The 20,417-nt window shown below is 69.8% G+C and carries 24 protein-coding genes, 1 tRNA gene and 1 pseudogene; 19 read left to right on the top strand and 7 right to left on the bottom strand.

From position 1 onward, the window contains the following. Positions 1–75 precede the first annotated feature (75 nt). On the top strand, positions 76–3,783 hold the full coding sequence (locus Leucomu_RS11325) for an AAA family ATPase (protein ID WP_128387296.1): 3,708 nt from the start codon (positions 76–78) through the stop codon (positions 3,781–3,783). Continuing rightward, a complete protein-coding gene (locus Leucomu_RS11320) occupies positions 3,780–3,998 on the top strand; it encodes a hypothetical protein (protein WP_017883507.1) in 219 nt (72 codons plus the stop codon). The genes Leucomu_RS11325 and Leucomu_RS11320 overlap by 4 nt, the downstream gene beginning before the upstream one ends. Before the next feature lie 118 nt (positions 3,999–4,116). On the opposite strand, the gene Leucomu_RS11315 is transcribed toward Leucomu_RS11320, so the two are convergent. Together Leucomu_RS11315 and Leucomu_RS11310 are read right to left on the bottom strand one after the other, a co-directional pair. Beyond that, positions 4,117–4,425 carry an FmdB family zinc ribbon protein gene (locus tag Leucomu_RS11315; RefSeq protein WP_128387295.1) on the bottom strand — a complete coding sequence of 103 codons (309 nt, stop codon included), beginning with the start codon at positions 4,423–4,425 and terminating at the stop codon, positions 4,117–4,119. Between the two features lie 49 nt (positions 4,426–4,474). Continuing rightward, positions 4,475–5,071, bottom strand: a complete 597-nt coding sequence (locus Leucomu_RS11310; RefSeq protein WP_128387294.1) for a 5-formyltetrahydrofolate cyclo-ligase — start codon at positions 5,069–5,071, stop codon at positions 4,475–4,477. Positions 5,072–5,199: 128 nt separating this feature from the next. On the opposite strand from Leucomu_RS11310, the gene galU reads away from it, so the two are divergent. The 4 genes from galU to Leucomu_RS11290 all read left to right on the top strand — a co-directional run bounded on the left by galU (position 5,200) and on the right by Leucomu_RS11290 (position 8,390). Continuing rightward, a complete protein-coding gene (galU, locus tag Leucomu_RS11305; RefSeq protein ID WP_128387293.1) occupies positions 5,200–6,126 on the top strand; it encodes a UTP--glucose-1-phosphate uridylyltransferase GalU in 927 nt (308 codons plus the stop codon). A gap of 3 nt (positions 6,127–6,129) precedes the next feature. Further along, entirely contained in the window at positions 6,130–6,735 is a 606-nt protein-coding gene (locus Leucomu_RS11300; protein WP_128387292.1) for a GNAT family N-acetyltransferase, read from the top strand. A 190-nt stretch (positions 6,736–6,925) separates the two neighbouring features. Beyond that, positions 6,926–8,062 (top strand): hypothetical protein, encoded by a 1,137-nt coding sequence (locus Leucomu_RS11295; protein ID WP_128387291.1) that lies wholly within the window; start codon positions 6,926–6,928, stop codon positions 8,060–8,062. Between the two features lie 252 nt (positions 8,063–8,314). Beyond that, positions 8,315–8,390: transfer RNA gene (locus Leucomu_RS11290), tRNA-Ala, on the top strand. 131 nt (positions 8,391–8,521) lie between these two features. Here the strand turns inward: Leucomu_RS11290 and Leucomu_RS11285 are convergent. The 3 genes from Leucomu_RS11285 to Leucomu_RS11275 all read right to left on the bottom strand — a co-directional run bounded on the left by Leucomu_RS11285 (position 8,522) and on the right by Leucomu_RS11275 (position 10,746). Further along, a complete protein-coding gene (locus Leucomu_RS11285; protein ID WP_128387290.1) occupies positions 8,522–9,709 on the bottom strand; it encodes a tyrosine-type recombinase/integrase in 1,188 nt (395 codons plus the stop codon). A 62-nt stretch (positions 9,710–9,771) separates the two neighbouring features. Next, positions 9,772–10,248: a hypothetical protein gene (locus tag Leucomu_RS11280; protein WP_128387289.1), complete on the bottom strand. Its 477-nt coding sequence runs from the start codon at positions 10,246–10,248 to the stop codon at positions 9,772–9,774. A gap of 78 nt (positions 10,249–10,326) precedes the next feature. Next, positions 10,327–10,746 carry a helix-turn-helix domain-containing protein gene (locus Leucomu_RS11275; RefSeq protein WP_164884546.1) on the bottom strand — a complete coding sequence of 140 codons (420 nt, stop codon included), beginning with the start codon at positions 10,744–10,746 and terminating at the stop codon, positions 10,327–10,329. 123 nt (positions 10,747–10,869) lie between these two features. Between Leucomu_RS11275 and Leucomu_RS11270 the strand changes: the two genes are divergently transcribed. Continuing rightward, positions 10,870–11,058 carry a helix-turn-helix domain-containing protein gene (locus Leucomu_RS11270; protein WP_164884545.1) on the top strand — a complete coding sequence of 63 codons (189 nt, stop codon included), beginning with the start codon at positions 10,870–10,872 and terminating at the stop codon, positions 11,056–11,058. Positions 11,059–11,192: 134 nt separating this feature from the next. Here Leucomu_RS11270 and Leucomu_RS11265 read toward each other — a convergent pair whose 3' ends face one another. Then, positions 11,193–11,426, bottom strand: a complete 234-nt coding sequence (locus Leucomu_RS11265; RefSeq protein WP_128387286.1) for a hypothetical protein — start codon at positions 11,424–11,426, stop codon at positions 11,193–11,195. Positions 11,427–11,832: 406 nt separating this feature from the next. On the opposite strand from Leucomu_RS11265, the gene Leucomu_RS11260 reads away from it, so the two are divergent. From Leucomu_RS11260 to Leucomu_RS11225, 8 genes are all read left to right on the top strand, one after another. Then, complete coding sequence (locus Leucomu_RS11260; RefSeq protein WP_128387285.1) at positions 11,833–12,585, top strand: phage antirepressor; 753 nt, start codon at positions 11,833–11,835, stop codon at positions 12,583–12,585. A gap of 77 nt (positions 12,586–12,662) precedes the next feature. After that, complete coding sequence (locus Leucomu_RS11255; RefSeq protein ID WP_128386356.1) at positions 12,663–12,923, top strand: hypothetical protein; 261 nt, start codon at positions 12,663–12,665, stop codon at positions 12,921–12,923. 6 nt (positions 12,924–12,929) lie between these two features. Then, on the top strand, positions 12,930–13,160 hold the full coding sequence (locus tag Leucomu_RS11250) for a hypothetical protein (protein WP_017883493.1): 231 nt from the start codon (positions 12,930–12,932) through the stop codon (positions 13,158–13,160). A gap of 395 nt (positions 13,161–13,555) precedes the next feature. Beyond that, the gene (locus Leucomu_RS11245) at positions 13,556–14,278 is read left to right on the top strand and encodes a hypothetical protein (RefSeq protein ID WP_128386357.1); all 723 of its coding nucleotides are present in this window, start codon (positions 13,556–13,558) and stop codon (positions 14,276–14,278) included. Between the two features lie 40 nt (positions 14,279–14,318). Beyond that, the gene (locus tag Leucomu_RS11240) at positions 14,319–14,645 is read left to right on the top strand and encodes a hypothetical protein (protein WP_228407082.1); all 327 of its coding nucleotides are present in this window, start codon (positions 14,319–14,321) and stop codon (positions 14,643–14,645) included. Continuing rightward, complete coding sequence (locus Leucomu_RS11235; RefSeq protein WP_228407081.1) at positions 14,642–15,118, top strand: hypothetical protein; 477 nt, start codon at positions 14,642–14,644, stop codon at positions 15,116–15,118. Before Leucomu_RS11240 ends, Leucomu_RS11235 begins: the two co-directional genes overlap by 4 nt. Before the next feature lie 9 nt (positions 15,119–15,127). Continuing rightward, complete coding sequence (locus tag Leucomu_RS11230) at positions 15,128–15,526, top strand: hypothetical protein (protein ID WP_128387283.1); 399 nt, start codon at positions 15,128–15,130, stop codon at positions 15,524–15,526. Positions 15,527–15,529: 3 nt separating this feature from the next. Next, positions 15,530–15,742 (top strand): hypothetical protein, encoded by a 213-nt coding sequence (locus Leucomu_RS11225; RefSeq protein WP_128387282.1) that lies wholly within the window; start codon positions 15,530–15,532, stop codon positions 15,740–15,742. Positions 15,743–15,787: 45 nt separating this feature from the next. Here Leucomu_RS11225 and Leucomu_RS11220 read toward each other — a convergent pair whose 3' ends face one another. Next, entirely contained in the window at positions 15,788–17,041 is a 1,254-nt protein-coding gene (locus Leucomu_RS11220; RefSeq protein WP_228407350.1) for an IS256 family transposase, read from the bottom strand. Between the two features lie 195 nt (positions 17,042–17,236). Here Leucomu_RS11220 and dnaN point away from each other — a divergent pair, with 195 nt between their 5' ends. From dnaN to Leucomu_RS11200, 4 genes and pseudogenes are all read left to right on the top strand, one after another. Next, entirely contained in the window at positions 17,237–18,334 is a 1,098-nt protein-coding gene (gene dnaN, locus Leucomu_RS11215) for a DNA polymerase III subunit beta (RefSeq protein ID WP_164884503.1), read from the top strand. A 136-nt stretch (positions 18,335–18,470) separates the two neighbouring features. After that, the gene (locus Leucomu_RS11210; protein ID WP_128386360.1) at positions 18,471–18,908 is read left to right on the top strand and encodes a hypothetical protein; all 438 of its coding nucleotides are present in this window, start codon (positions 18,471–18,473) and stop codon (positions 18,906–18,908) included. 445 nt (positions 18,909–19,353) lie between these two features. Next, positions 19,354–19,563: a hypothetical protein gene (locus Leucomu_RS11205; protein WP_128386361.1), complete on the top strand. Its 210-nt coding sequence runs from the start codon at positions 19,354–19,356 to the stop codon at positions 19,561–19,563. A 182-nt stretch (positions 19,564–19,745) separates the two neighbouring features. Next, positions 19,746–20,402 (top strand): annotated as a pseudogene (locus Leucomu_RS11200) (IS256 family transposase); the annotation flags it as partial. Between the last annotated feature and the right edge of the window lie 15 nt (positions 20,403–20,417).

Genomic DNA, 20,417 nt, shown 5'->3' with positions numbered 1-20,417 from the left:
AGTGTAGATCGGCGACGGCAGAACGGTGCCAATGGTCGCGGCAAGGATGCGCCGGAGGAGGCGGTCCCTGAGACCGTGGCGCCTCAGAACGAGGGCTCCCTCGCCAAGGCGCCCGACTCCGCGCACCCCGTTGAGGACCTCACCGCCCAGCTGACCGGCCCCGTCTCGCTCGTCGACGCCTACGCCGACGAGCACGCCGAGTGGCGCGGCGAGCTCGCCCGCATCGGCGGCCGCAACCCTCTGCTCCACTTCGACGACCGGCCCGCGAACCGCATCGAGCTCTCCACGACGCACCCCGGCGGGCTGCCGCAGTTCATCACCGGCAACAAGATCCTGCTCTCGGCCCTGATCCGCGACGACCTGGCCCTGCGACACGCCCGCGCCGCCGCCGGACGCGTCACCGACAAGGCGATCGAGATGCGCACCGTGCGCGGCCTCGAGACGGTCAACCTCGGTGTGGGCATCGCCAAGTGGAGCTTCGAGGGCGAGGAGTTCTGCGCCCCCATCCTGCTGCGCCCGCTCGCGATCCGCCGCTACGGGCGCGACTTCGAGCTCAAGCTCAAGCAGTTCCCCGTCGTCAACTCCGAGCTGATCCGCGCCCTGCGCGAGCAGTTCGGCATCGTGGTCGACGCCCGCGCCCTCATCGAGCTCTCCCAGTCCGAGGGCGTGTTCAAGCCACAGCCCGTCATCGACCGGCTGCGCCAGATGGCCGCCGGCGTGCCCGGCTTCGTCGTGCAGCCGCGGCTCGTGGTGTCGTCGTTCCACAACGTGTCGCAGCGCATGGTCGCCGACGCCAAGGATCTCGACTCGCCGATCCTCGCCGCCATCTGCGGCAGCGAGCCCGCCGCCCGCCGGCTCGCCGACGCCTACCGCCCGGTGAGCCCGACGCGGCCGGACGAGCGCGCCCCCGACACCGACCGCAACCTCTACGACGCCGACGTCGAGCAGGACGACGTGCTCGCCCAGATCGACGCCGGCCACTCGCTCGTGGTGCACACGCTGCCCGGCACCGGCGGCACGCAGACCGTGGTGAACGCGATCGGCAACCTGGTGCGCGCCGGCAAGCGCGTGCTGGTCGTGTCGCCGCGCCGCGCCGCGCTCGACGGCATCACGCACCGTCTCACGCGCGCCGGGCTCGCCGGTCTCGCGGTGACGCCGCGGCGCCTGCGCCGCAACCTCGTCGAGGCCATCAGCCGCAACGAGAACGCGCGCGGCGAGCAGCTGCGCGACGTCGACGAGGCGCTCACCCGGCTGCGCGGCGTGCTGCTCGACTACCAGCGGGCCCTCGCGACCCCCGACGAGCGCTACGGCGTCTCGCCGCTCGAGGCTCTGCGACGGCTCACCGTGCTCGCCCTCGACGAGCGCCCGCCGAGCACCACGGTGCGCCTCGACGACCAGGCCCTCGGCCAGCTCACGCTCGACCGCTCGTCGGTCGCCGAGGCTCTCACCGAGGTCGCGCGCCTCGGCCAGTTCCAGTACGGGCCCGAGGACTCGCCCTGGTACGGTGTGAGCTTCTCGAGCACCGAGGAGGCGCGCACCGCCTACGGCCTCGCCGTCGACCTCGCCGAGTCGCAGCTGCCCCGCCTCATCTCGATGGCCAACGAGGTCATCGGCCAGACTTCCATGCGCCCCTACGAGACCATCGCCGAGCTGGGCGTCTACCTGCGGCTGCTCATGGGCATCCGCGACACCCTCGACCGCTTCACCCCGGAGGTCTACGACCGCTCGCTCACCGAGGTCATCGCGGCGCACGCCCCGCGCGGCGGCGACGAGATGTCGTCGGCGAACAAGCGCCGCCTGCGCAAGCTGGCCCGCGAGTACGTGCGCCCCGGTGTGCACATCACCGATATGTACTCGCGCCTCGTGCAGATCCAGCAGCAGCGCGTGCTTTGGCAGCGCTACACCACGGTGGTCGGGGCGCGCCCCGAGGTGCCGCTCGGCATCGCCGACGTGGTGGTGGCGTTCCAGTCGGCCTATCAGGATCTCGACGAGCTCGACCGTGTGCTCGGCACCGCGGGCGACGCGGACCGCCTGAAGAACCTGACGCTCGGACGACTCGCGCACCGCATCTCGGATCTCGCCCGCGAATCCGAGGTGCTGCAGAACATCCAGGAGCGCACCACCATCGTCGAGCGCATGCGCGCCGCGCACCTCGAACCGCTGCTCGACGACCTCTCGGCCCGCCACGTGCCCGCCGCCGACGTCGCCTCCGAGCTCGAGCTCGCGTGGTGGCAGTCGGTGCTGGAGCGCATGCTGCAGACCAACCAGGCCCTGCTCAGCGCCAACACGAGTGTGATCGAGCGGCTCGAGGCCGACTTCCGCCTCGTCGACGACGCCCACGCCGGCGCGAACGGCTCGCTGCTCGCGGGCTCCCTTGCCGACGCCTGGCGCGTGGCCGTGCTCGACCACAAGCAGGAGGCCCTCGCCCTGCGCGAGGCGCTGCGCAGCGGCTACGTCTCGCCCGCGGCGCTCGCCCAGCGCTCGCCGAACCTGCTCGGCGTGCTCGCGCCCGTCTGGGTGATGTCGCCCTACGAGGTGGCGCAGCTGCCCGACACGATGCGCTTCGACGCCGCGCTGCTGGTCGACGCCGGCGCGACGACGCTCGTCGAGAACCTCGGTGCGATCCGCCGCGCCGACCAGGTGGTCGCGTTCGGCGACACGATGACGCAGACGCCGTCGCCATTCGAGATCTCGGTCGGCGGGGTACCCGGCGACGGCGACGAGGCCTCGACCGATGTCGACGCGCTGCACCGCAGCTCCGCGTTCGCCCAGCTGGGGGGAGTGCTGCCCACGCTCACGCTCACCCGCAGCTATCGGGCGGGCGGCGAGGATCTCACGAACCTCGTGAACAGCCGCTTCTACAACGGCGCGATCCAGACGCTGCCCTGGGCGGGCAGCTTCCTCGGCCACTCGAGCCTCACCTACGAGTTCGTGCCGGGCGGCCAGGGCCTGCCCGACCAGCAGACGGGCGCGGTCGAGAGCACCGACGCCGAGGTCGACCGCGTGGTGCAGCTCGTGCTCGAGCACGCGAGCGACCGCCCCCGCGAGTCGCTCATGGTGATCACCGCGAGCGAGCGGCACGCGGTGCGCGTGTACCAGGCCGTGCTGCAGGCGTTCTCCAAGTTCCCCCAGTACCGCGACTTCCTGCTGGGGGAGCGCGCCGAGCCGTTCGCCGTGCTCACCCTCGAGCAGGCGACCGCGCAGAGCCGCGACCGCGTGATCTTCTCGATCGGCTACGGTCGCACGCCGCACGGCCGCGTGCTGTCGAACTTCGGCGGCCTGGGGCGCCCGGGCGGCGAGCGTCTGCTCGCGGTCGCGATGACCCGCGCCCGCCGCGCGATGACGATCGTGAGCTGTTTCAAGCCCGAGCACCTCGACACCGCCCGCATCAAGCACGGCGTCGTCGAGCTCGCCGAGCTGCTCGCCTTCGAGCACCCCGAGCCCGAGGCGCCCGCGCTGCCCGCCGAGCGGGACCCGATGATGGGCGAACTCGCCGATCGGCTCGAGGCGATGGGCCTCACGGTCGCGATCGACTACCGCGGCGCGATCCCGCTCGCGGCGTCGCTCGGCGATCGCGCCATCGCGATCGACCTCGACCTGGGCGGGGTCGACGGCGGAGACAGTCTGCGCGACACCCTGCGCCTGCGCCCCGCGGTGCTGCGCCGCCTCGGCTGGCACTACCACCGCGTGCATAGCTTCGACCTGTTCGCCGACCCCGACGAGGTGGCGCTGCGGATCGCCCGCATCGTCGGCTACGACAGCGACGAGGCCGAGCAGGCGTGAGCGGGGAGCGCGGCCCCCACGGGGCCGATCGGGAGGGCGAGGATCGCGACGCCGCCGAGCAGCCGCCCGCCCCCCGCGGACGCGCGTCGCGCCGGGCGAGCCTGCCCGCACCGGAGGGCAGCGATCCCGAACCGTACGATCCGCCCGTCGAGCGGCGCTCGGAGGCAGAGAACGACGCGCGGCTGCTCGGGGATCGCCCGCCCCACTGGGGCTGAAGCGCGAACTCGGCCTGCCGCAGCCGATCTCGAGGCCGACCCGGGCTGTCAGGCGCGACGCTGGGACGCGGGCGGTTTCAACGCCCGGTGCGGGGCGCCGCGCTGCGCGCGGCGCCGGTCAGGAGGCGGCCGAAGACTTCGACGGCGACGACGAGCCGGCCGACGACGCGGACCCCGAGCCGCTCGCCGATCCCGATCCGGAACCGCTCGCCGATCCAGACCCCGATCCCGACGCGGACCCCGAGCCTCCCGAGCGCGAATCGGTGCGGTAGAAGCCCGATCCGTTGAAGGTGACCCCCAGCGAGCCGAAGACCTTGCGCAGCTTGCCGCCGCACTCCGGGCACTCGGTCAGCGCGGAGTCGGAGAAGGACTGGTAGATGTCGAACGCGTGCTCGCAGTCGACGCAGCGGTAGGCATAGGTAGGCACGAGAGACGATTCTACCGCTCGCGGCGAGAAGAGAGCGCGGCGGTTGCGGTCAGCGGGGGAAGAGGCGGACCGCGTCCGGGGTGACCGCGCCGTCGACCGGGATGTCGTGGGGCTCGGCCGGCAGCGCGGGCAGCACATCGGCCTCGTGCACCACCGCGAAGAGGGGCGGCCTGCGAGCGAGTTCGGAGAGGCAGCGGTCGAAATAACCGAGCCCCCAGCCGAGGCGGGTGCCGCGCAGGTCGACCGCGCAGGCCGGGATCAGCATGAGATCGAGCGCCGCGGCCGCCGAAGCGGGCAGCTGCTCACCGCTCGGCTCCAGGATGCCGTGCCGGCCGGGCACGAGCTGCGACCCGTCGGAGTGCGTCCACGCGAGGCGGCTGCCTGTCAGTGACACCGGCAGCAGCACCTCGACCCCGTTGTCGAGGGCCCACTCGAGGAAGGCGGAGGTGTCGGGCTCGTCGGGCAGCGAGGCGTAGCACGAGACCGACGAGGCGCCGCGATCCCGCACCAGTGAGATCAGCCGGTCCGTGAGCGCGTCGCGCGCCCGCAGCCGCTCGTCGGAGCCCATCGCGGCGCGCCGCCGGCGCACCTCCTCCCGCACGTGCCACTTGTGCTGCGCGAGACCCTCGGCATCCCCGATCCCCATGCGAGTCAGCATAGAGGGGCGCCCGCCGAGGGCGCTCGAAAGACACCGCCCCGCGTGTGCGCCGGCTCTCAGGATGTCACCGGCCGGGCGACTTTGCCCCGCTCCGGCGTCGGGCTAGGCTGGCCGACATGACAGATACTCAGCCCGCTCGTAGCTCGGTGACCAAGGCGGTCGTTCCCGCAGCCGGCCTCGGAACGCGGTTCCTGCCCGCCACCAAGGCGACGCCCAAGGAGATGCTGCCGATCGTCGACAAGCCGGCGATCCAGTACGTCGTCGAGGAGGCCGTCGCGGCCGGGCTCGACGACGTGCTCGTCATCACGGGGCGCAACAAGGGCAACCTCTCGAACCACTTCGACAGCGTTCCCGAGCTCGAGCGCACGCTCGAGCAGAAGGGCGACCAGAACAAGCTGCGCAAGGTGCACGAGTCGAGCGAGCTCGCCGAGATCCACTTCCTGCGCCAGGGCCAGCCGCTCGGGCTCGGGCACGCGGTCGCCTGCGCGCGCCGCCACGTGGGCGCCGAATCGTTCGCGGTGCTGCTCGGCGACGACCTCATCGACGCCCGCGATCCGCTGCTCGACCGCATGATCGACGAGCACGACGCCCGGGATGCCACCGTGATCGCGCTCATGGAGGTGCCGCAGGAGTCGATCCACCTCTACGGCTGCGCCGCCGTCGAACCGACCGACGACCCCGACGTGGTGCGCGTCACCGAGCTCGTCGAGAAGCCCTCGGCCGAGGAAGCGCCCTCGAACCTCGCGATCATCGGCCGCTACGTGCTGCGCCCCGAGATCTTCGACATCCTCGACGACCTCGAGCCCGGCCGGGGCGGCGAGATCCAGCTCACCGATGCCCTCAACCATCTCGCCCAGGGCAAGGGCGACGGCCCCGTCTACGGGGTCGTGTTCCGCGGCCGCCGCTACGACACCGGCGACCGCGCCGACTGGATCAAGGCGAACGTGCTGCTCGGCGTCGACCACGAAGAGCTCGGCGAGGAGATCTCGAGCTGGATCATCGACTTCGCCGACCGCCTGCGCGCGCGCCGCTCCGACGGCTGAGGCATGCCGCTCGGCCGCCCCATCGAAGAACCGCCGCCGCTGAGCGCCGGCCGCGTCGAACTGCGGGTGATCCGCACCCGCGACGCCGAGCCGCTGCGGGCCCTGCTCGCCGAGAACCGCGGCTGGCTGCAGCGGTGGGAAGCGACGCACCCCGCGGGAAGGGGCGTAACGCCCGGCACCGTCTCGATGCGGCCGACCGTGCGCCTGCTGCGGCGGCAGCTGCGCGTGGGAAGCGGTCTGCCGTTCGTCGTGCTGCTCGACGGCGACGTCGTGGGCCAGCTGAGCGTATCCGAGATCAGCGGCGGCGCCCTGCAGTCGGCCCAGCTCGGCTACTGGGTGTCCGAGCACGTGGCCGGGCAGGGCGTCACACCCACCGCCGTCGCGCTGGCCATCGACTACCTCTTCGGCGAACTGGGGCTGCACCGGGTCGAGATCTGCATCCGCCCCGAGAACACGGCCTCGCTGCGCGTCGTCGAGAAGCTCGGGCTGCGGTACGAGGGCCGGCGCGCCTCGTACATCCACATCGACGGCGCCTGGCGCGATCACGAGTGCTATGTAGTCACGCGCGAGGAGGCCCCCGGCGGCATGCTCTCGCGCCTGCCCGGGTAGGGCGCCCGCTCAGCCCGCCCGCTCAGCCCGACCAGCTGGGGAATCGGCCCGACTTCGTACCATCAAGACCCTGCTTCTCCGGGGTGCGTATGAGACGAAGTCGGGCCAATTGCCGAAGGGCCCGATTCGGTGAGCCGGATCACGGCGCGCCGGGCGCCGCGGATCGCGCGGACGCCGTACAGTGATGCCCATGACTGGCGGTGTACTGGGGGGCGGCGTGATCTTCGTGGTGGCCGCGCTGCTCTGGGCCGCCGTGCTGGTTCCCGCCTGGATCCGGCGACGGGAGTTCCGCGCCGCCGAGCGCAACGCCGTGCGGCTGCAGCGCACGCTGCGCGTGCTGGCAGAGACCTCCGAGGTGCCGCAGGAGCTGCGCCTGGAGGCCACCGCGCGCGAGGCGCTGGCCCACGAGAAGCTGCTGCGCACCGCCCAGAAGCGGCAGGAGGCCGAGCGCGAGGCTCAGCTCGCCGAAGCCCGCGCCGAGCAGGTGCGCGCCGAGATCCTCGCCCAGCAGATGAACCGCAAGCAGGCCGCCGCGCAGCGCGCCGCCAAGCTGCGCAGACCCGTCGTGCGCCGCGTGCGCGCGTTCTCCGCCCTGGGCGCCCTCGTCGGGCTGCTCGGCGCCCTCGTCGGCATCGGCTTCGCCGTGGGGGGAAGCGGTATCGCGATCCTGATCTGGAGCGGCCTCGTCTTCGTGACGTCGTTGGGCGCGCTCGTGCTGCTCGCCCCCGGCCGGGTGCGAGTGCGCTCGATCGATGCCGAGCGCGTCACCGCCCAGGCCGAGCGCGCGTTCGACACCGCGGCCGCGGAGGAGCCCGTCGCGACGGGGGAGACCGAGCAGGCCGCCTCGGCCCACGCCGCCGCGCAGCGCGCCGCGGCCGAGCGGATCGAACGGGCGCGCGCGCTGGCCCGCGCCCGCGCCGAACGCCCGGCGGCACGCGAGAACCAGACCGACTCGATCCTGCTGCGCGAGGCCCGAGCCCAGGTGCGAGGCGCCCGCTCGGGGGCCGCTCCCGCTCAGGCCGCTGCATCGGGTGCTCCCGCTGCCACGGCTGCTCCCGTCGCATCGGGCGAGGCGTCGCAGCAGGCGGCCACTGCTGCGCAGACGCCTGCAGCGAGCACCGAGATCCCGGCGCGCCCCGCCGCACCCGCCAGTGCGCGGGAGGCGGGCGATGCGCGCCGCGCCGCACGCCGCGCCCCCGGTTCGACGGTGAGCGCGCAGCAGCAGGCCGCGCGCGAACGGCTGCGGCAGATGGGTGTGATCGGCGACACCAGCCAGGGCATGCCCGACCTCGACGCCGCGCTGCGCCGCCGACGCAACGCGGGCTAGCTCGCCGCGCGGGTCAGGCTGCCGGGTGACGGGCCGAGCTGCCCGCGTCACGCTGTGCCACCGAAAGGCGGATATCGCTGGCGGTGTGCCGACGCCGCATGCGATATCCGCCTTTCGTGCCCTCTCATATCTCGCTCGAACACCTCTCGAACGCCCTCGCTTCTCGTTCGCGCACCCGTCGCGACCCCCCTCACGGGACGGGGTGTCGATTTCACTTCCCGGCCCGGCGGCTGCTAGAGTGGATCGCTGTCAGGGTCTGTGGCGCAGTTGGTAGCGCGTCTCGTTCGCAATGAGAAGGTCAGGGGTTCGATTCCCCTCAGATCCACCACGACGCAAGCGGGGCCGATCAGTGAGAAATCACTGATCGGCCCCGCTTTTTGTGTTTCTGGGGTGGGCGTGTTCGGCTGACCTGAGTTCTCCGATGAGAAGGTCACGTGGGGCAGACGTGGGGCAGACCAACTAGCTGACGCCCGGAAACCGGATCACATTGTCGGGCACCTCGGGGCTCGGCGGCGTCGGTATCGCCGGCCTGATCCGCGGGTCGGAGACCGCGTTGGCAGCCTCCTGCCGCACCTTCGAGCGGCGGTGCGCATAGCGTTCGGCGGTGCTCAGCGAGGCGTGCCCCAGCAGGGTCGCGACCTCGGCGATCGTGAACCCCGCGTCGAGCAGCGCGGTCGCGTAGGTGTGGCGCAGCGTGTGGATGGTGGCCTTGTCGTCTTCGGAGTAGCCGTCGTTCAGCCGTGCCCTCTCGACTGCGGGTTCCCAGCTGCGGCGTCGCCAGTTCGAGTAGTCGAGCGGCTGACCGCTACTCGAGGTGAAGAGGAACTCACCCTGCGCAGTCGTGCTCAGCACGGGGTCGATGATGCCGAGCAGCCATTCGGCGATCGGCGTCGTGCGCCGCTTCTTGCCCTTGGTGTACGGCTTCAAGATCCGGTTCTGCGCATCCCACGCGCGCCGCCACCTGATCGACTCCTCGGCCCGGTGGATGTGCTCCGGTCCGAGCGCTACGGCCTCACCCCAGCGCGGCCCAGCACCGAGCAGCACGGCGACGAGCGCCTGATCCCTGCGCACGATCGCCCACTCCTCGTCCGTCGCATCCTCGTGCTGTGGTTCGAACGCCGCGAACAGGCGGTGCTGCTCCTCGCCGCTGAGCGTCCGCTCCGAGAGATTGTCGGGGATGCGGAGGTTCAGGCGAAAGGCCGGGTTCGCCGCGATCACGCCGGCGTCGACCGCTGCGGAGAGCGAGGTGGAGAACGCCGCGATGACGCGCTTCGCGGAAGTCGCGGCGAGCCCGTCGTCCTGCATCTCGAGCGCCCAGATGCGCAGCTGGTGCCGGTCGATCTCGATGAGAGGCGTGTTGCCCCACTTCGGCATGATCCGGCTGCGGATCATGCTCATCGTGCGCGTGTGGGTGGAGCGCTCGACGTAGTGCCCGCGCAGCCATTCCTCGCACCAGTCGCCCCAGGTGCGCTCGGCGGCGCGCGGATCGCGCCACCCGAGCTCTCGCGAATCCTCCTCGAGCGCACTCGCCTTGCGCTGTGCGTCGCGCTCGCGCACGAACGTCTCGGGCGTGTACCGCTTCTCGCCGCCGGGCACGCGGTAGCCGCCGCGCCAGCGGCCGGAGCGTAGTTGCTCGGTCCAGGCCATGATCGTTCCTTTCGGGTATGCGGCGGCTCAGCCCGGGCGGGCTGGGGCGTGCCGGTGAGGTGTTAGGCGGACATGCGCGCGGCCCACTGGCCGGCGCCCATGCGGGGCTCGAGGTAGATGGTGTCCCCGTAGCGCTCGAGACGTCGGCGCGACGCGGCGCTGCGTCGCTCGTGCTCGTGAAGGGCGAGGAACTGGGATCTGGTGATTCCGAGTTCGAGGCAGATGCGGTCGTAGTCGCTGTGGCAGGCGGTGAGCTTCGCCCATTCGGCGGGGTCGGTCATGCGGAGGGCGGAGTGGAGGTTGGCGCGGGCCTCGTGGCGGGGGTGGTGGCCGCCGGGGTCGACGTTCTCGACGTGCACGCACTCGTGGCCGAGCACGGGGCGGATGAGGTCGTTCCTGAGCCCGCGGTCGCGGATGACCATGTTGCGTTCGGGTACCCAGATCGCGGGCAGGCCGATGGAGTGCACGACGAGGCGGGTCTTCATGCGATCGAGGTGCTCGACGGGATCGTATGCGGGGTCGTAGCTGAGGGGTTGCATACTGCTCCTTCCGGAAATTGGGTGCACTGAACCGAGGAGGGGCGCCTGTGCCTCTCCTGGCCCGTGGTGCTGTCGGGTCTAGGGGGTGTGGTCCTCGGGCTCGCCGTCGTCGGGGTGAGCGGCGTAGCGGCCTGCCCACTCCTCGAGGACGTTCTCGGGGATGTCCGGCTCATCTTCGCCGCCACCACTGACATTCGCTCGGCGATCGCTGAGCGAGATGGGCGGAGCGGCCGCGGCGACGCCACCTCTCCCAGTCCGATTCTCCGCCTCGCGAATGACGTCGCTGATCGACTCGTCAACGGCCGAACACACAGCGTCGAGTTGCTCGAGAGAGAAGACCTTCAGCCCTCGTACTGCTCGAGAGTATTGAGCCTCAGACATGCCCGCAGCCTCAGCCACCGCCCTCTGGGTGAGCGACTTCGCGTCCATGATCTCGAAGAGAAGGTCTCCCACGGCCTTGCTGAGCGGTCCGGGAAGTCGGTTGAATCCTGAGGGCATACGCCAATTCTGGCATACGACTTGCCAGGTGGCAACTTGCCATGCAAGCATTGCAGCATGGCAAGTTCACCCATCACTCAGCGCACCGCGGCAAGCATTCGCCGTGCCCTCGAAGCCCGAGGCATGACGCAGGAGCAGCTTTCCGAAGAATCCGGAATCCCCATGCGCACGCTCTCGCGCCGCCTGCATAAGACGAATCCGTCGATCACCAATCTCGAAGAACTCGACGCGATCGCACGTGTGCTCGGTCTGAGCATCGCCGACCTCATTTCCGATGCTCCCGCGCTCGCCGCCGAGGCGGTGGCACGATGAGCGCCGCTGGAATGACGAAGCCGTGCGCCCGTGGAGGGGGCGCACGGCCCGGTGCTGCAGCGTTCTGCGAGATTCACCCTGTCGGCACGATCGGGGCTTGCGGTCCGTGCGCAACGGTACGCCGCATCCATAACCTAGGCGTCAGCGGGGAACAGAATCTCGGGGGCGGCCACGATTCCGATCGGGGTGCCGGGGAAAAGCCAGAGGTTGGCTCCGCGTCCATCGTTCAGGTTGATCCCAAGGGGGAGCGGCACTCCGCCGTCATTGACGGCCTGAACAGTGTCGTCGATGTACTTCACCCAGAAGGCGTCGTCACGGTTCGAGTCGAGATCGAAGACCGAACCGTTGTAGTGGAGCTGAACGGCCATGCTGGAAACCTCTCTGTCGCGGTCAAGTTCGACCAGCCTACTGCGCCGGCGACGCTCGACGCCGATCGGAGGCGGTCAGCATGAGCGCGGTACAGCAGATGGCATGCCTCCCTCAGGCTGTTGATCTGGATGGGGTTAAGCCGGAGTTCGTGAGCGCCGCCGGAGCAGCGGTGATCGCGGGTCGGCACCCCGAGACGATCCGCCAGGCGGCTCGCGAGGGTGACCTGCACGGCACGCAGCGCGAGGGCGTGAATCCTCGGACGCACAAGCCGTTCCGGGGTGCACAGTGGCGGTTCCGTCCCGCGTGCGTGGTCGCCTGGGTCGAGTGTGAGCCGTGCGAGCACCAGAAGCAGATGCTGGCCCCTGTCTCGATGGGGGAGTACAGGTCGAGGAAGGTATCGAAGCGATGAGCGCGGTCGAGTTCTTCAACTACGGGAGCGTGCCGGTTCGCGTGGTGTCGATCGACGGGCAGCCCTGGTTCGTGGCCCGTGATGTCGCGGCGGTGCTCGGCTACGCGGATGCGACGAGCGCGGTGCGGCAGCACTGCAAGGGGGTGGCGAATCACCACCCCCTTCGCACCGCGGGCGGCGTGCAGCAGTTGCGAGTGATCCCGGAGTCGGACGTGATGCGGATGATCGTGTCGAGCCGCCTCCCGGACGCGCAGCGGTTCGAGCGGTGGGTGTTCGAGGAGGTGCTCCCCGCGATCCGCCGCACGGGCAGCTATGGCGCCGCGCAGGTGGACCCGACGACGCCGCAGGGCATGCGCCTCGTGCTCGAGGCCGCTACCGCGGCGCTCGCCGAGCTCGACGTCGCGCGCCCCAAGGCCGAGGCCTGGGACGAGCTCGCGTCCGCGAAGGGCGACTACTCCGTGGCGGACGCCGCGAAGATCCTCGCGCGCGCCGGCATCGACACCGGGCAGCAGCGCCTCTTCAAGACGCTGCACGAGTTCGGGTGGATCTACCGCTCGGCGGGCCGGTGGCAGGCCTACCAGTGGGCCGTCGACGGCGGCGACCTCGCGCACAAGATCCAGGCCCACTACCACCCGAACACCTCCGAGCTCGTGCAGGACACCCCGCAGATCCGCGTGACCGCGAAGGGCCTTCGCAGGCTCCGCGACCGGATCCGAGCCGCCGAACCCCTCCCGGAGCTCACCGGCTAACCCCGGCCTCCCGACCACTTGCCGGCGCCGACCGCGGCCCTGGCCCTGCTACTGCACACCCATTTTCAGGAGTCATCATGCCTATCCCGCCCCGCACCATCGCCCCCGGCACGCTCGTGACGTGCGAGTCCGAGGTCTGCACGCCGCGCGGTGTGCGCCAGGAGCCGCACGCGATCTCGGCCGCGTGCTCGCACCCGCGCCGCGTCGAGCGCCCCGCGCCCGCTGCCCCCTTCCTGCCGGTGCGCCTGGTGGTGTGCGACGCGCACCGTGCGCCCGGCGCCCGCTTCACCATTCACGAGCGGTCGGCCGACTGCGTGGATCCGATCGGTGTGAGGTGAGCCGTCATGGATTGGACCGATCACGCGTGGCGGATCCTGTGCCTGCTCGCGGTCGCCGCGGCGCTCACGGCCTTCACACCTTTGTGGTGGACGAGCCCGATCGTTCAGGGCCTGTCGGTCGTGCCGGGGCTGCTCGTCATGCTCATCCTCGTCATCGCATCCTGCGCGCCTTCCACTGGCTCGTGGACCTCTCGCGCCGGGTCGACCGGTACCTCGCGAGGTGGTCGTGATGAATAGCCGGGTCTATGTCGGCTCGGGCCTGTGGACGGTGTATCTGGTCTGGTGGCCCCAGCTGGGCGTGCTGAAGATCGGGCGCACGCAGCGCACCCGACGCCGCCGCCCCGAGAACCGCACGGGCCTCCCGGATCGGGTGTGGTCGATGGTGACGGCGAAACTCGACGGGCTGATCCCGCTCGATGCGGCCGCCCCGGTCATGGTGCGCGACGTCGTCGCCGACGTCGAGGTCGACGTGCTCGCCGAGCTGCGCGCCCGCTTCCTGCCCGCGTTCTCGACCGAGGCGGAGGGCGCGCGGCTACTCCCCGGCGGGCGGGGGTTCCGTGAGGCGTTCCGGGTCGAGTCCGAAGCCGAGTACCTGGCCGCGCAGCAGATGTTCTTCAGAGGAGTGGCAGTTCATGCAGATCGCTCGGCAGCGGTGGCTGCCACCATCCGACTTCACCGATCCGCAGATCGGGTCTTTGCCGGCCCAGGTGCGGGTGACGGCGGCGGGCCTGCGCCTGTACGTGGACGACTGGGGGCGCGCCGAAGTGCGGTTGCGCCGGATGCTCGCGGAGATCTACGAGCACGACGAGCAGATGACCGAGCAGCTGCTCGCCGAGCATCTCGGCCAGCTCAGCGCGGTGCACTGGCTGCGCCTGTACGTGGACGATCGGGGGCGGAGTCTGCTGCAGATCCGGGTGTGGCCCGCGGTGCAGCACCCCGACCCGCGCGGCTCGGCGTTCCCGCCGCCGGAAGGCTTCATGAAGCCTTCACGAACGTCTCAGGAGACCTTCACGGTAGAGGCGAGAGCGCGGGCGAGCGCGTGCGCGGGGGAGGGCACGTGGGAGCGCGAGAGCGCGAGCGAGCGAGCGGGCGCGGGCGACGGCACCCCTTCACGAACCCCAGACTCCGATGCACCGCGACCCCCGTCCCCGTTCTGCTCACAGCATCAACCGTGGGGGACCGAGGAACCCTGCGGCCCGTGCCGCACGACCCGCATGGCGTTCGAGATCTGGCAGACCGCGTCGAAATACGCCGCACTGTCGACGCCGGCCGCCGCGCCGCCCGGCCCCCGATTCGAGGCCGCCCCCGAGCCCGAGGAGTACCTCACCGACGACGGCCGCATCGAGCACACCTGACCACCACGACGACGGGAGCCCCATCGTGAACACCTTGACCTTGACCCTCTCGACTGAGACGCGCACCGCGCTGCAGGACGAGGCCGACCGCGAGCACGTCTCGCTCGAGCGGCACATCAACTCGATCCTCGCGCGCCGGGTCGCCCGCCCGTCGTGGCCGGACCTGGCCGAGAATGCGGCGCTCGCTGACGAGGTGGAACGCCTCGAGGGTGAGCGGGATCGTGCCCGCGATTCGGCGGTGCTGCATGAGGCATCGGAGCATCGCCTGCGCATGGAGATCGAGGCGTCGCTCGCGTCTGGCGCGCTGGTCGCGTTGACGGGGTTCTCGCACCGCTACGACGAGCTCACGAACGGAGTCGCACTGTGACCGAGAACACGAAGAAGCGGTGGACGTATCGGGCGGCGTGCGAGGTCGTGGATGTTCGGGACATGGATCGCTCGGTGATGTCGGGCGTTCCGAAGACGTCGGGGCCGGCGGGCCGCTACTCGCATCATCACCGGCAGTTGCGGTCTCGTGGCGGCACTGATTCCCCGGCGAACCTGATCCTGTTGACGGGGTCGGGCACGACGGGGGAGCACGGGTGGGTGCATGAGAACCCGGGCCCGGCGACGGTGCTCGGCTACATGGTGCCTTCGTGGGCTGACCCGACGTCGACGCCGATCTACCGGCTCGACATGTTCGGCATGGATTACGGCTGGCACCTGCAGGACGACGACGGCCAGGTCGAGCTGTGTGATCCCCCGACCGACACCCATCCGGCCGAGTTGATCGAGGCGGCTCTGACCGTGTTCGACGCCTTCAAGACGAAGTCGCGCATGGCCGCGATCCGCAACCTGTAGGAGACGACGATGACGAAGCAGAACTCCATCAAGGACGACATCGCGCGGGCCGAAGCTGAGCAGGCTGAGGCTCCCGAGTCGGAGGACATCTGGGGGCCGGGCCACCTGTTCCAACTCGAGGTGCAGCAGACCTACACGCCCGCGCACGTCTTCCTCTTGCAGGATGCGCTCGCTGACCGGATCCGCACGTACACCTCGAAGCTCGGCCACGACCAGGCCCTCGACATCGCCCGCGGCCTGCTCAGCGACGACCTCACCAACCTGCCGACCCTGAACACGCTCGCGCTCGCCGCCGACGCCCGCCCCACCGAGCGGCATGCGTGCGCTGACCCGTCCTGCGACGGCCCCCACGGCCACGAGCACGGCACCCGGTGCGGGCACCTCTGCGCGTGCGGGCGAGGGGAGTAGCTCGTGGCCTCCCGCACCTGCACCACTGTGAAGCCGGGCCGCTGCGTCCAGCCCGGCAAGCCGCGCGCGATGACTCACGTCTGCACGCGCTTCCCGAACCACTCGGTTGCCTGGCACCGCTGCGACTGCGGCCACGTCTGGCCCACCACCAAGACCACCACCGACACCACGAACGACCGCGGCGCTCGCCGCCGAGACCGGAAGGAGACCCCGTGATCACGCGGGTCTGTCCGATAAACGGTGTGTGGGATCCGGCGGTTTTCATTCGTGAGTGGTTTTCTCGAACCGTCCGGCGAAGGTGATCGCGAACGCGTTCAGCGCGGGCTTCCACCTCATCACCCAGCGTGCCCTTCCGCCGCCAGTCGGGTCAAGCGACCGCGTCACGAGGTAGAGACATTTCAGCGCGGCGGCCTCGTTGGGAAAGTGCCCTCGAGCTCTCACGGCGCGCCGATAGCGAGCGTTGATTGACTCGATCGCGTTGGTCGTGCAGATCACCCGCCGGATCTCGACGTCATACTCGAGGAACGGCACGAACTCCGCCCAGCTGTTCTTCCAGAGCTGCACGATCGCCGGATACCGTCCGCCCCACTCGGCGGCGAACTCCTCGAACCGATCCTTCGCCGCCTGCTCCGACGGGGCCGTGTAGACGGGTTTGAGGGAACGGACGATCGCGTCGCGGTGTTGCCGCCCGGCGTAGCGGAAGCTGTTGCGGATCAGATGGACGATGCACTGCTGGACGACCGTTTGCTCCCAAGTGGTGTTGATCGCCTCCGGGAGACCCTTCAGCCCGTCGCAGACCGCGATGAGCACGTCCTCGACACCCCGGTTCTTCAGCTCGGTGAACACCTGCAGCCAGAACCTCGCACCCTCCTGACCGTCACCGGCCCAGATGCCGAGGATGTCGCGTTCCCCGTTCACGGTGACGCCCATCACGACATAGAACGGGGTGTTCCTCACCTGCCCGTCACGGACCTTCACCACGATCGCGTCGACGAAGATCACCGGGTAGAGCGCATCCAACGGCCTGCTCGACCATTCGGCGAGTTCCCCGGCGACCTTCTCGGTGATCCGGCTGATCGTGTCCTTGGAGACCTTCGCCCCATAGACCTCGTCGAAATGCGCAGCGATCTCACCGGTCGTCAACCCCCGAGCGGAAAGGGACAGAACGATCTGATCGATGCCGTCCAGTCGGCGTTTCCGCTTGGGGACGATCACCGGCTCGAACGACCCGTCTCGATCTCGCGGGACTTCGATCTCGACGGGGCCGATCTCTGTCAGCACCGTCTTGACCCGCGTCCCGTTACGCATGTTCTCGCCGATTGGGGTCCCGCCGTGCTCGTGGCCGAGGTGCTCGGTCAACTCGGCATTCAGCGCGGTCTCGAGGACGTTCTTCGTGAGCTGGCTGAGCAGGCCGCCCGGCCCCGTCAGGCTCACGCCCTGCTCCTTCGCCTGCGCGAGCAAGCGTTCTGCGAGTTCTTTCTGATCGATGATCTCCCCGGTCACGGGATCAATCATCTCGTCGTCAACAACGACAGTGGTCGTGTCAGCCACGGCCATCTCCTTTCGGATCAGGCCGGACCCTCACACACCATTATTCAGACAGTCCCGCCGCCAGTCCTGTTACCCGCCCGAGCCTCCCCGCAGTGAGGCGTTCCTGCGCAGCGTGTTCGGTCCTCCGATCTGGGAGCAGGCCGCGAAGGGTGGCTCGAAGTGAAGATCTCGATCGACCGTGCCGACCTGGCCGCCGCGCTCTCGTTCGTGGCCGCGATGTCTCCCGCCTGCCCCCTGCAGCCGGTGCTCGCCGGCGTGCTGCTGACCGCCGCGTCGGGTCGTCTGACGCTCACTGTTTACGACTACGAGGCCGCCGCCGAGACCACGATCGACGCGGATATCTCCGCCGAGGGGGCTGCGGTGGTGCACGCTGCGACGCTGCTACGGATCGTGGGCAAGCTGCCGGCGAAGCCGGTCGTGTTCGAGGCGGGTGAGCGCGAGTTGCTGATCCGATGCGGTTCGGTGCGCGCGTCCCTGCCGCTGATGCCGGTGGGCGAGTGCCCGCAGCCAACGTTCGATGCGGAGCCCCTGTTCTCGATGTCCGGCGCCCGATTCGAGGATGCGGTGGGCCGGGTCGCGTTGGCGGCTGCGAAGTCCGCACCGGAGCGGCCCGTCATCATCGGCGTGCACCTCGCGGTGTCCGAGGGAGGGGTGACGTTGTCGGCGACGGATCGCTACCGGGTCGCGATGTTCGCCGTGGAGTGCGCCACCACTGGCAGCGCGACGGTGGCTGTGCCGGCGTCGGTGATGCGTGAGGCGGCGAAGTCCCTCGGATCGTCGGAGGAGGTTTCGCTCGCGCTCACGTCGTCGGGTGCGGTGGTGTTCGAGGGGGAGCGGGGCCGTCTGATGTCGCAGACGCTCGCGGGCAACTTCCCGCCGGTCGCGGGCCTGTTCCCGCAGCGCGCTCGCTCGACCGCGCTGATCGATGTTGACGCGATGTCTGCAGCGACTTCGCGGGGCGCGTTGGCGCTCGCACCGGAGGATGCGTTGCAGTTCACGTTCTCGGAGTCGGAGTGCTCTCTCACGGGCACGGGGGATGCGTCGAGTATCGAGGACGGCTTCGAGGTCGCGTTCGATGGCGACCTGGATCTGCAGGTGAGGCTCCGCCCGCAACTCGTGCTCGACGGCCTCTCGGCGTGCCGAGCCACCGAAGTGCAGGCGTGGTTCACGCACGAGCCGTCGTCGCCGCGCCCCGGCCCGGTGATGTTCACGGCCGGCGACGGCTACCGCTACCTCATGGTCGCGAACCAGAAGTGAGGCGCCACGTGTTCCCCCGGACCTTCCCCGCATCCGTGGTCGACGTGCTGCAACGCATCGGCCTCACCGAAGACGACTTCCCCAACCCACCAACGACCACCGCGGCGGATGCCGCATCACCGAAAGCGAGGCCCTGATGTTCGAAGCAGGAACGCGGGTAACCGCCCGCATCGAGGGCGAACTCGAGCATGTCGTGCCATCCCGGCAGGGTCTGCGCGCCTCGATCAAGATCGGCAACGGGGTGAGCCTCACGGTCCCGTACCCCGATCTCTCGCCAGCCGGCCCCGCTCAGCCGAAGCCGAATGACGAGTGCCCGGTCGCCGATGAGCACTATCTGATGGAGTCGTGCAGCTGCGGGTACATGGCCTCGCCGATATCGCTCGCGGATGTCGAGCAGCGAACCGAGCGCGCCGCACGAGCGTTCTACGAATCGTTCTTCAGCGCTGGCGAGTGGGCCCGAGAATCTCACTCCTCGCAAGGGCGCTGGATCGACGCGATGCGCACCGCGCTCGCCGCCTACGGCCTGATCGACAGCGGCCAGGCGCTCGCCGCCGAGGAAGGAACGAGCCGATGACGACGAATCGGATCGCGTCCATCGCTGAGGCCGACATCGAGGCGGGCGGCAGGCCCGGCACCCGAACCGAGTATCTATCCGACCTCGCTCGCCGACACCCGCACCGGGACGAGTACGGCCAACTACTCGAGTTCACCGTCACCGTGCCTGACGGACCCTACGAGTTCAGGGGCAGGCGGGGTCCGTTCCCTCTGCGAGCAGCGGCTGAGGCGATTGCTTCGGACATTCCTGGCGCGACCGTCGTCGGGTCGCCTCTGACGACGGCGAAGCGGCGCACGGTGATGATCGTGCCCACCAGAGAGTGCCGACCGCCACGGGACGGCGAACCGAGCTACTGCACTACGCATTGCACCGGCCCGGCCTGCTTCACCCAGAAGTTCGCACCGTGTTGCGGGCTCTGCACCATGCACCGAACGAAGGGCCATTCCGAGGAAGGAACGAACCGGTGACCGAGAAGATCCCGAACCCTGCCGAGGTGGCTGCGCGGCTGCGTGCGGCGGCGGAGCGTGCGCAGGAGGTGGAGCGGGTGAAGCGGGTGCGGCAGCGTCGGCGTGCTCGCCGTGGCGCCCGCATCACGACCCACGTCACGGACGAGACGGCGGCGGCGCTCGCGAAGCTCGCCCGCCCGGATGCGCCGACTGAGAGGAAGAACTGATGACGAAGACGACGATGAGGGTGAACGAGGATCGCATCGTGGGGTGCGACCTCGAGACGACGGGCTTGGAGAAGTCTGGTGATCTGATCCGGGACTGTCTGAATAATGGTGTGTGAGGGTCCGGCCTGATCCGAAAGGAGATGGCCGTGGCTGACACGACCACTGTCGTTGTTGACGACGAGATGATTGATCCCGTGACCGGGGAGATCATCGATCAGAAAGAACTCGCAGAACGCTTGCTCGCGCAGGCGAAGGAGCAGGGCGTGAGCCTGACGGGGCCGGGCGGCCTGCTCAGCCAGCTCACGAAGAACGTCCTCGAGACCGCGCTGAATGCCGAGTTGACCGAGCACCTCGGCCACGAGCACGGCGGGACCCCAATCGGCGAGAACATGCGTAACGGGACGCGGGTCAAGACGGTGCTGACAGAGATCGGCCCCGTCGAGATCGAAGTCCCGCGAGATCGAGACGGGTCGTTCGAGCCGGTGATCGTCCCCAAGCGGAAACGCCGACTGGACGGCATCGATCAGATCGTTCTGTCCCTTTCCGCTCGGGGGTTGACGACCGGTGAGATCGCTGCGCATTTCGACGAGGTCTATGGGGCGAAGGTCTCCAAGGACACGATCAGCCGGATCACCGAGAAGGTCGCCGGGGAACTCGCCGAATGGTCGAGCAGGCCGTTGGATGCGCTCTACCCGGTGATCTTCGTCGACGCGATCGTGGTGAAGGTCCGTGACGGGCAGGTGAGGAACACCCCGTTCTATGTCGTGATGGGCGTCACCGTGAACGGGGAACGCGACATCCTCGGCATCTGGGCCGGTGACGGTCAGGAGGGTGCGAGGTGAATTGGCCTGGTT

Origin of the sequence: Leucobacter muris, from assembly GCF_004028235.1 — a bacterium.
Classification (GTDB): domain Bacteria; phylum Actinomycetota; class Actinomycetes; order Actinomycetales; family Microbacteriaceae; genus Leucobacter; species Leucobacter muris.
Note: the sequence above shows the minus strand (reverse complement) of the source record. Positions and strands in the feature narration are given on the sequence as shown.

What these genes read in the sequence shown, in the direction of transcription:
- Leucomu_RS11300 (WP_128387292.1), top strand. Translation starts at nt 6,130, where the DNA reads ATGCCGCTCGGCCGCCCCATCGAAGAACCGCCGCCGCTGAGCGCCGGC.
- Leucomu_RS11250 (WP_017883493.1), top strand. Translation starts at nt 12,930, where the DNA reads ATGGATTGGACCGATCACGCGTGGCGGATCCTGTGCCTGCTCGCGGTC.
- Leucomu_RS11280 (WP_128387289.1), bottom strand. Translation starts at nt 10,248, where the DNA reads ATGCAACCCCTCAGCTACGACCCCGCATACGATCCCGTCGAGCACCTC.
- Leucomu_RS11210 (WP_128386360.1), top strand. Translation starts at nt 18,471, where the DNA reads ATGTTCGAAGCAGGAACGCGGGTAACCGCCCGCATCGAGGGCGAACTC.
- Leucomu_RS11260 (WP_128387285.1), top strand. Translation starts at nt 11,833, where the DNA reads ATGAGCGCGGTCGAGTTCTTCAACTACGGGAGCGTGCCGGTTCGCGTG.
- Leucomu_RS11245 (WP_128386357.1), top strand. Translation starts at nt 13,556, where the DNA reads ATGCAGATCGCTCGGCAGCGGTGGCTGCCACCATCCGACTTCACCGAT.
- Leucomu_RS11255 (WP_128386356.1), top strand. Translation starts at nt 12,663, where the DNA reads ATGCCTATCCCGCCCCGCACCATCGCCCCCGGCACGCTCGTGACGTGC.
- Leucomu_RS11295 (WP_128387291.1), top strand. Translation starts at nt 6,926, where the DNA reads ATGACTGGCGGTGTACTGGGGGGCGGCGTGATCTTCGTGGTGGCCGCG.
- Leucomu_RS11275 (WP_164884546.1), bottom strand. Translation starts at nt 10,746, where the DNA reads ATGCCCTCAGGATTCAACCGACTTCCCGGACCGCTCAGCAAGGCCGTG.
- Leucomu_RS11285 (WP_128387290.1), bottom strand. Translation starts at nt 9,709, where the DNA reads ATGGCCTGGACCGAGCAACTACGCTCCGGCCGCTGGCGCGGCGGCTAC.
- Leucomu_RS11220 (WP_228407350.1), bottom strand. Translation starts at nt 17,041, where the DNA reads ATGATTGATCCCGTGACCGGGGAGATCATCGATCAGAAAGAACTCGCA.
- Leucomu_RS11265 (WP_128387286.1), bottom strand. Translation starts at nt 11,426, where the DNA reads ATGGCCGTTCAGCTCCACTACAACGGTTCGGTCTTCGATCTCGACTCG.
- Leucomu_RS11310 (WP_128387294.1), bottom strand. Translation starts at nt 5,071, where the DNA reads ATGGGGATCGGGGATGCCGAGGGTCTCGCGCAGCACAAGTGGCACGTG.
- galU (WP_128387293.1), top strand. Translation starts at nt 5,200, where the DNA reads ATGACAGATACTCAGCCCGCTCGTAGCTCGGTGACCAAGGCGGTCGTT.
- Leucomu_RS11270 (WP_164884545.1), top strand. Translation starts at nt 10,870, where the DNA reads ATGACGCAGGAGCAGCTTTCCGAAGAATCCGGAATCCCCATGCGCACG.
- Leucomu_RS11230 (WP_128387283.1), top strand. Translation starts at nt 15,128, where the DNA reads ATGACGAAGCAGAACTCCATCAAGGACGACATCGCGCGGGCCGAAGCT.